This is a genomic window from Pedobacter sp. 01N416, assembly GCF_056399685.1.
In genome coordinates this window covers 1-9,717 of sequence record NZ_JBFTRT010000214.1, presented here as the reverse complement: position 1 = coordinate 9,717, position 9,717 = coordinate 1, and the positions used below count along the sequence as shown (strand labels likewise).

Genomic DNA, 9,717 nt, shown 5'->3' with positions numbered 1-9,717 from the left:
TGCTACAGGTCAGCATGACGATCGAGTATATATATTGCGTTAAGGTTCTTACCTCAATAATTTCTCAATCACTTTCCTTTTCACTTTTATAATTGTTCCGTGTTTATGTCCTTCGGGGATTGAAACCTCCGCAGTTACATCTTTAAAAGACTTAAAATCGGCTGTTTTATAAGCTGAATAAATCTTTTCTCCGTAAGCATCAAAATAAATCAACCAATCCTTTCCAGCTTTTACAACCGTTGGTCCCTCCGTTAATTTCGGACTAAAAGTTTCAGAAACATTTGCATAAGGACCTAAAGCATCTTTTGCAAAAGCAACTTTTAAATTCCTATTCGGGCGGGTATTATCTTTTAAAACCAGCACATAATCTTTGGTTGCGCGTTTCACAATCACCGCATCGATTACACTAAAACCAGGGTCGAGAAACAGTTTTGGCTTTGAGAAAGTCTCAAAATCTTTGGTTGTAATACTATACATCCGGTGGTTATTCTCCTCTTCTTCTATTCCTTTAGCAAAGCGGAACGGTATGGTTGAAGCCCAGATGATTACATATTCTTTTTTCTCGTTATCGTAAAAGATTTCCGGTGCCCACACATTTACCGTTTTTGGCTCACTTTCCATTACCGGAAGAAACTTTTGCGCACTCCAGTTGATCAGGTCTTTCGAACTTGCGTAACCGAAGCCCTTATCGCCTTTCCAGCTACAGGTCCAAACCAAATGAAAGGTTCCATCCGGGCCTTGAACGATTGATGGATCGCGTAAAACTTTCTGTGTTCCCACTTCAGGTTTCAAGAAGGTTTTATTTAAATCTGTCCAATGGTAAGCATCATAACTGTACAAAAGCCTCRAGCCTTCATTTGCGGGTTCATGGAAGGAGGTAAATATATAAGCCTGTTTTGTGCAGGATGTTAAGCCACAAAGCAGCAGGCCAATTATAGCTAAGCGAAATGATGATATGGAATTGGGTTTAAACACTGTTTTTTATTCTTTCGTTATTTTTTTCGTTTGATCGTCATTCTCGCGCAGGCGGGAATCTTAATGCAAACGCTTTAAGATTCCCCATCAAGTTGGGAATGACGACCGAAGTCGAGAAATCTATTAATCGTTGTGTATAGATTTCTCCATTCCGTTGCACTCCAGTCGAAATGACGTTTCTCGCGGTCGTCATTCCCGCGCAGGCGGGGATCTTAATACACAAACAATAGCCAAAGCATTACGATTCCCAATCAAGTTGGGAATGACGACCTAACTATTTATATCTCCTCCAACACCAATACCCAATCCTTGCCATTTGCAGGCTCGCCTGGTGGGTTAAACTCTTTTATTCCTTTATTTTCAAATTCTCCAATTGGGATGATTTTCCCTGTTCTTGGATCAAACCATGATGCTTTTACTTCGTCACCATCTATTTTGCCTAGCTGCACGCTGAAATTGCGCCCGGTATAAGTGTAAAGCAGTGCAAATTCTTCACCTCTTGTGGCAAGAATCCGATCGTACTTTTCGCCGTTTTTACCTGCTACCAAAGTCTGATCAGGCACACGGTCGAAATAAGGATGAGATAACATTAAATCTTTCAAATACTGCATTTGTTTAGCGCCTGGCGCATTTATGGCCGTTATCCATTGGTCTTTAGGGCCATAAGCAGGCTTTAAATCTGTTTTTTTATACATCTGCATCACCGAATTATGGCCATAGGTATAGCCAAAGGCACCCGCAAAAACCGACCAGTAACCATATCTTCTTACATCACTATCTGTCCAACGTGGTTGGAGGGTGTCGTGTAAACCTTGTGGAATATCCTCATAAGAAGGCTCTCCATCAATTGTCGGCTTAGTTGGTTTCAGTTTATAATCGGCTTCAATGTATTTCCAGTTATCTTCTCCATAATGTAATTTCTCATTTTTAGAGGTATCCTGATCGTAACGGCGGTGGCCAGATTGTACCATATCAAAATCGCACCATTTTGCATTCTGAAACCACTGTGATGAGGCTGTTCTTCCCCTAGGGTGAAAAGTAATAAGGTGATTGGGATCATTTGCCCTTAAAGTTTCGCCAATGGTATTCCAAACTTCTTTTTTATCGCTGCCTTTAATATCGCCGCCATTGAGCCAGATTATATTCCATTTCTCTTTATAACGTTTCGCCAAAAACTCAGAATAAGCTTTTGCTTGCTCCTTTTTAACTTTTCCAGCTTTAACATTTGTACCCCAAACAGGCACTAATGCCATATAGAGACCTTTTTCGGCGGCTTTATCGATAATGTAATCAACATGGTCCCAATAATCATAGGCTAAAGAATCTTTTGGATTATTGCCCGGGGTAAGCATCGGTTTTGAAACATCGGCATGAACAACTGAGGAATCGAGGTATACATTTCTCGATGGAACATCATGTAATAACATTACCTGGATGACATTAAAACCTTTTTGTTTGCGGTCTTTGAGATAAGTATTTGCCTCTTCTCTTGTTAACCTGCCAAACAATAACCAGCCAGTGTCGCCAAGCCAGAAGAATGGTTTACCATCACCGGTGGTTAAATATCTTCCATTCTCTGAAACCAAGAGACTTTTATCACCAAAATGCGATTTTTTCTTACAGCCAAAAGCTAAGCAAGAAACCACAACAAGCAGAAATATTTTAGATTTAATGTTCATGTTAAATTTTATTGATGATAATGACTTCGTCTCCTGATCCAACCTTCTCTAACTTAGCAATAGCGCCGGCATTAATTTTCTCTTCTTTAAGCAGTTTCCCTGTTTTGGAGTTCAGCACTTTCACATTGAATTTCCCAGATACTTTGCTCAAATCGAGGTTGATGCCATTAGCAGAAGCGTTATACAAAATATAAGCTTTGCCAGGGTTTTCTAAACCATATTGTTTTGCAGATTTATCTGTAGGTAAAAAGGGTTTCATCGAAGATGCCGCAGTTAAAATTGAAGCATCAATTACATCGACATTGGAGAGCGAACCTCCTGCCATTAAAATTGCCCAACCGAAACTGTCAAAGCTATCTCCTGAATAAATCACCGCTTTTTCGGGAAATTTATTTTTATACGCTGAAACAGCATCATAAACTTCTTCAAAAGATGTTTTTTTAGGTTTTAACAAACGTGCATGCTGACGTGGCGCCAAACTTAAACCACCTTGTGGCGCATAAGCCGTTCCATCGGCCTGGTAATGCCAGTACCTGATATCGATCAGATCAACAACACCAGCACGCTTTGGATCAGCCAAAATCGCGTCCTGAACATCTTTGGTTACGCTTAAACCGATAATTGGGTGCTTGCCTGTTTCTTTTTCCCATTCGTTAATGGTATCGATCCAGAACTGAACAAAGTGCAACGGACCTGTAAATTCGGCACCGATTAATTGGATAACGCCTGTGTTTCCATCAAAATTCTCTAAACATTTTCTGATATAAGCTTTATGGATTGCCTTGCGGTGTTCGTTGCTGATATCGTAAAACTGCTCAGCCATAAAAATGCGTTTGTCGCCGGCATATGGTACAGGTTCAGGGAAACCTGTGTCGTTTATGTTGTTTGCGGTACGCCAAGGAAAATCGGCATAATGCGCCCCGGCCTCGATAATGTTGTGTTGAAAATAGTTCTCGTGGATTAAAACCAAGCCTTTTTGATCAGCCAGATTAGCAAATTGCTTTAACCTGTCCCAATACCAAAGGTTGTATTTGGTAATATCATATTTGCTCAAACCATCCCAGGCTTTATCCTGTCCGCTACGAGCAAATGGCAATTCATAAAAAGGTGCCCAAACTTCGCCATCCATACGGCGGATGCGCTCGTGATCATCTCTTCTTCTATCGTACCATAGGCCATAATTGTGATCTAGCACTTTAACCTGACCGTTTTTCATGGCATCGGTCATCGAATCCAGATCATCTGTTAAACCATTACCTGAACGACCAGGAACGAAACGTGTGATATGAAACTTGGCATTTTTTAATCCATACGGACGGGGGCTTCCGTTCCACCAGGGCACATCCTGACGACCGCCGAGAACGATTTCGCTGCCACGAACCAACCAACCATTTTTGATGCCCATCGCACCCGCAAGAGCAGGTTGAATAACTTGATCTAAGCCGATCTTATCAATGCTCTTTGCCGAACCGGCATCTGTAGGGATTTTATTCCTGTCAGAAGCTGCATCAATATATTCTGAAACGGTTAAAGCAGGTTTGTAGGCTAATTTTGTCAGTTTTAATGCCACATCTACAGGCGGACTGCTTGATGCTTCCGTTTCAACAGGTAGCACAAAATTCCTGCTATCCGCCTCACTTCCCAATCTATCCTTTAGTTGGGCATAATATAAGCTTCGCGGCTGAATCTGTTCGTTTGACATATCCCAATAGCCATTTCCGGCAAATTGAGACCAGGTTCCAAAAGCCCAGTTTTGAGCTGTTGGTGGCTGAAAATTATCAACCCTTGCGGCGCTACATTGCCAAAAAACACTATTTGCAGCACTCCAGCCAGCACCTTGCCCATCCTGTCCACGGTTTAAATAACTCAACGCTTGTCCATCAATATTTACGATATCGAATAATACACCTGATGCCCAGCTATCAATTGCGCCGCTAAAACTGAAAGGTAAATAAGACTGACACTGCACAAAAACATTGGGGCCTGGAGTACAGAAACCTACTGCAAAATCATGGTAGCCATATTCTGAGTACAACCTTTGGAAAAGCGTTTGCTGACCGGTTGTTAAAAAGGTAAAACGGCGCTCGCCACCGATTTCGGAAATTGGAGCTAACGATTTACAATCTTCAACAGTAATCCTTTTTGAAGTTTCCAAAACATTTACTGCAGAACCTGCAAAATGCTCAAAAACCACCTGACGAACCCATGCATCTTGTACGTTTTCTAAACAGATAGCTGTCCAACGGTGATATTCGTCTTTAATATTTTCTTTATGATAATCTGATTCAATTTTCAGATTTTCAACACCAGATTGCGTAATTCTTCCATCCCATTTATATTTCGAAACAGTTGCGCCACCATATTTAGCATCTAAAGCTGTTGTAATTGGCACATCGAAAGTTATTGTATTGCCATTTATGGCGATAATTTTTCTATCCCAATGAATATCTCTTGTCCCTGGTTTCCAGCCCAAAGCACTTTCACCGCCCCCAAATTCGACCGTTTTGAGGATTTCGATCCATTCTTTAGTTGAAGGTCTGTTAATGATGATCTGATCACCTACTTTAAATCCATTGGCATTAGACAGTGTAATTTTATTTGCATTAACGGGCACATAAGGATCAGTAACCGCGATTGCCTGTTCTTCTATCCTGTTTTTTTGACCTATAATCCTGATTACACCAATCCGGTCTAAACCAGTTGCAAAAATCTTTGTACCGTTTTCACCCATTCCACTTCCCCGTAGTACCACCCCAGAAGCTGACAACCTTAATGTTCCGGCAACTTCGTAAGTTCCTTTTTCTAATAAAACGGCACCTCGTAAACCATCTTTACCAAGGGGTAATTTCGAAACATAATTAATTGCTGACTGAATCCTTAAGGTGGCATCGCCCTTTGAAACTGGAACAATGACCTTTATTGTTGCATTAGGAATGGCTTTTTCGCCTGCCATGTAACCAGCATAAGAAAAATCGGGAATCCGGTTTCCATCTGTATCCGGTGTATAAGCTATTTTGCCATCCTTCCCTTTAAAGATAGGTTTTGGTGGCTCTACCGGTTTTGTTTTTTGGGCAAACGAAAAGTTAGTCGCCAAAAGCGCCATTACCAAAAACGGTAAGGTTTTTAGTTGTATAACTTTTAATATGTGGTTAGTTTTTGGCATTGATGTTTTTTTCTTTGTCAACAATCTATGAACGGTCGTCACCCTGAATTCATTTCAGGGTCTTTATAGCATGAAAGATGCTGAAATAAATTCAGCATGACGACAGCCGAAAAGCAAAATTGCTATGCGACTGCCAAGCCTTTCCGCTTTCAACTTTGGCCTTTCTCCTTTCTTAAGGTCTCACTTTATTGATATCCACCAAGCTATTTAAATAAACTTCGATATTGGCATAACCTGATTTCGAAATTTTTGAGGCATCCTTAGCATCTTTCGGATTTAGTCCGTTTTTTGTTTCCCAGGCATCCGGTATTCCATCATGATCTGTGTCTACATAAGGTTTTCCTTTATATTCTGGATAACCGCCAACTTGTGCGATATCAGAAATGATACCTTGTTTATAGGAATTTGCCGGTAAACGGCGTTTTACATAACTTTGTTGAGCAGGCAATTTCCCATCTTCCACATGTTCAATTTTGCCTGTTGTAACCTGTTTAATAATACGTTGATCAACAGCGTCTCTAACAGGAAGAGATGCACCAGCATTGGCCAAAACATAATCATAAGCTTTTTTGGTATCGATGATGGAAATTTTCGCCATTGGCAAAGGTTTATCCACTTTCATCGAATCTAACAACTTTTGTTTATCTCTTTTGCTTTCAGGTTGAACACCACCATCCCAATTATTTTTGGTTACCTTTTCGTTTCCTTCTATAATATTTCCGGTTATATAAGCTTTACCAAATTCGTTGGCAAACTTTTTATCTCTGCCCGATTCAGGTTTTAAGATACGATAAGAAATCGGTTCCCCTGCAGGAGTAATCGGTCCTGGTTTATAGTAGTTGTTAATGAAACTATAAAATGAAGCATTATCGCCACCATCGGCACTTCTGTTCCACCAGTTAAAGATCACATTATTGGCAAAACCAAAATCCCCATACATCCCAACAGATGGATTCCGACTGATATTTGACGCCCAAAGGTTACGCATAAAAGTACTGTTCAAACCACCAATTGTACTTCCAAAAGCATGGTTATAGGTATCTAAAGCCTCAGAAAAGATCGAATTTTGAATGGTAACGTTTACCGTAGGCAATTTTACAGGTTTAGAACCGTCTTTTGGATCATAAACATGGCGGTAAATCGACATATTTTCATCTAATCCCCAACTTGTTGAAACGTGATCGATGATGATGTTTCCGACAGGATTTCCGCCAATGGCATCATCTCTACGGGTAACATCGGTTGCTCCCCGACGGAAACGCATATAACGGATCACTACATCATGGGTGTTGATCCAAACTGATTCGCCAGCCACACAGATCCCATCGCCAGGCGCACTTTGACCGGCAATGGTAATATAAGGTGCACGGATAATCAAGGGCGTTTTTAATTTGATGATCCCCGAAACATTAAAAACAATGATTCGGGCACCGCCTTGCTCGCAAGCCTCACGTAAAGTTCCGCTGCCCGAATCTTCAAGACTGGTTACTACGTAAACTTTTCCTCCGCGGCCACCAAAAGAATAAGCACCACCACCTTCAGCACCCGGAAAGGCCACTGTTTTAGCCTGCGGCAAATCGCCTGGTTTTGCTGCCCATGGAATATAAGGTTTACCATGTTTTGCTTCTTCATCTACAATGTGTTTTACTTTTAAAAATTGCAGTTCAGATTTTTCTTCAATACTTTTTAAAAGCGAATCGGCTTTCTTTTCCATAGCCTCTGGGATTACCGGATATTGTGCAAAAGCTACATTTCCAATGCCACAAAGCGCTATTATGCTAAAAATTGAACTTTATATTCTGGGTAACCTCCAACCTGAGAAACTTCTGTAATGATACCTTGCTTGTAAGAATCGCCAGGTAATCTGCGGTGTTCAAATTGAAAAGCAGATGGTTTAGCATCAGGGTGAACTTCAATTTTACCTGTAGCAACCTGTTTAACTACGCGGGTATCAACCGGATCTCTTTTCGGTAAAGTTGCACCAGCATTTGCCAAAACATATTCTTTAGCTTTTAAAGTAGGGATAATGCTAATCTTAGGCATTGGAAACGGATTCTTAGCTTTCATCGCAGCGAAATATTTACTTGCTTCGTCGAACGACATTAAATTTCCTTTTTTATCTTCTAACTGAACACCTCCATCCCAGTTATTTTTGGTTACTTTTTCATTACCGTCAATTATATTTCCAGATACATAAGCCCTGCCAAAAACAACATAGGGTAATTTACTGCGTCCAGATTCTGGTTTTAAAATGCGGTAACTGATAGGATCTTTTAGTTCGGTAACCGGACCTGGTTTATAAAAGTTATTGATGATGTTATATTGTGCGGTATAATCGCCGCCATCGGTTGAGCGGTTGTTCCAGTTAAAAACCACATTATTAGCAAAATTAAAAATTCCATTCCAGCCAATTGATGGGTTACGTGCGCCATTATCTGCCCAAAGGTTACGAACAAAGGCACAGTTTTCTCCACCTAAGGTGCTACCGAAAGCATGGTTCCAATAATCTAGTGCCTCTGAGAAAATAGAGTTTTGTATCGTAATATTAACCGTTCCCAATTTTTCTTCGGTTTTACCTGTACTATCATTGTACATATGGCGGTACATCGACATGTTTTCATCCAATCCCCAGCTTGCCGAAACGTGATCGATCATAATGTTACCTACAGGATTACCACCAATGGCATCATCGCGACGGCCAACAAAGGTTTCACCCCTTCTAAAACGCATAAAGCGAACAATAACATCATGAGTGTTTAACCAAACCGATTCGCCGGCCACGCAAACTCCATCACCAGGTGCGGTTTGACCAGCTATAGTGATATAAGGCGCGCGGATAATAAGCGGGGTTTTTAATCTGATGATCCCTGAAACATTGAATACCACAATCCTTGCACCACCTTGTTCACAGGCATCACGTAAAGAACCAGGTCCTTTATCATTTAAGTTTTTAACCACAATAACCCTACCGCCATGGCCACCAAAACTATAGGCGCCACCACCTTCTGCACCTGGAAAAGCCAATAAATCTGATTGTGGTAAATCATTTGGCCTACCCGCCCAAGGAATATATGGCTTGCCCTGAGCGGCCTCTTTTGCAATAATAGGCTTTGCTTTCTCCCAGGCAATATCAGATTGGTGATAGGCTTCTTTCATCATCGAATCAGATGATTTTTTAATATCGGCGGGAATGTTTGGATATTGGGCAAACGTATAATTTGCGGAGAGTATTAACGCTGTTGTTAGCAACAGATTTAAAATGTTCTTTTTCATTTGTGTTGTTCGTTGGGAAGAGAAAGAAATTACGAAATATTTTTAACTAGCAGAAAAATCTAATTGCTGATATTGAAAATCGTGGCTCATTTCTTTGTCTATCCTTGTAAGTAATTTTGGTTAGAAAGTATATTATCTTTCAAATTTGCATGCAAAAAGCACCTGTTTAATGTATAATTTTGGCTATCTATTGTATCATCTTATCAATTGGCAAAAATGCCTGTAACAAATTAAATTCATTCTCGCAGCCATGTTACAAGATAGGAATAAAATTCATATATAAATGTAACATTCTTAAATAAAAAAAAGGAAACAAATTAATGTCCCCTTTTTCCAAACCAAATATAAAAAAACCGGGGTGGTGAGCAAACCGCCCCGAAGATATTCTGTAATTACTTTAATGGATCGAAGGTACCAGCACCATTCATGCTATCCCAACCTGTTGTTTGTTGGAGATATGGACTTGCTGATAATACCGTTTGATTGATGCCGAAGAAATAATATTGTGGGTACCATGTAAATTTCCAGTTAGCCGGGCTTGTTTTATCAAGATCGTCTCTTACACTGATCTTGAAATAGTTATCGTAAAGGTAATCAACGTATTGATCGTAGGGTATTGATCGTAGG

General features: G+C 40.4%; 6 protein-coding genes. All 6 read right to left on the bottom strand.

Annotated elements, in window-relative coordinates; genetic code table 11:
• Window positions 1–48: 48 nt before the first annotated feature.
• Window positions 49–975, bottom strand: a complete 927-nt coding sequence (locus AC1DND_RS13430; protein WP_477582279.1) for a glycoside hydrolase family 43 protein — start codon at window positions 973–975, stop codon at window positions 49–51.
• 278 nt (window positions 976–1,253) lie between these two features.
• Window positions 1,254–2,654: a glycoside hydrolase family 140 protein gene (locus AC1DND_RS13425; protein ID WP_477582277.1), complete on the bottom strand. Its 1,401-nt coding sequence runs from the start codon at window positions 2,652–2,654 to the stop codon at window positions 1,254–1,256.
• Between the two features lies 1 nt (window position 2,655).
• Window positions 2,656–5,817 carry a DUF6298 domain-containing protein gene (locus AC1DND_RS13420; protein WP_477582275.1) on the bottom strand — a complete coding sequence of 1,054 codons (3,162 nt, stop codon included), beginning with the start codon at window positions 5,815–5,817 and terminating at the stop codon, window positions 2,656–2,658.
• Between the two features lie 172 nt (window positions 5,818–5,989).
• On the bottom strand, window positions 5,990–7,531 hold the full coding sequence (locus AC1DND_RS13415) for a pectate lyase family protein (RefSeq protein ID WP_477582273.1): 1,542 nt from the start codon (window positions 7,529–7,531) through the stop codon (window positions 5,990–5,992).
• Between the two features lie 59 nt (window positions 7,532–7,590).
• The gene (locus AC1DND_RS13410) at window positions 7,591–9,090 is read right to left on the bottom strand and encodes a pectate lyase family protein (RefSeq protein WP_477582271.1); all 1,500 of its coding nucleotides are present in this window, start codon (window positions 9,088–9,090) and stop codon (window positions 7,591–7,593) included.
• 392 nt (window positions 9,091–9,482) lie between these two features.
• A partial coding sequence (locus AC1DND_RS13405; protein ID WP_477582269.1) for a hypothetical protein occupies window positions 9,483–9,717 on the bottom strand: 235 nt, incomplete at its 5' end.

Excerpts from the sequence above, each read along its gene's own strand:
- AC1DND_RS13425 (WP_477582277.1), bottom strand. The coding sequence starts at position 2,654 with ATGAACATTAAATCTAAAATATTTCTGCTTGTTGTGGTTTCTTGCTTA.
- AC1DND_RS13420 (WP_477582275.1), bottom strand. The coding sequence starts at position 5,817 with ATGCCAAAAACTAACCACATATTAAAAGTTATACAACTAAAAACCTTA.
- AC1DND_RS13415 (WP_477582273.1), bottom strand. The coding sequence starts at position 7,531 with ATGGAAAAGAAAGCCGATTCGCTTTTAAAAAGTATTGAAGAAAAATCT.
- AC1DND_RS13410 (WP_477582271.1), bottom strand. The coding sequence starts at position 9,090 with ATGAAAAAGAACATTTTAAATCTGTTGCTAACAACAGCGTTAATACTC.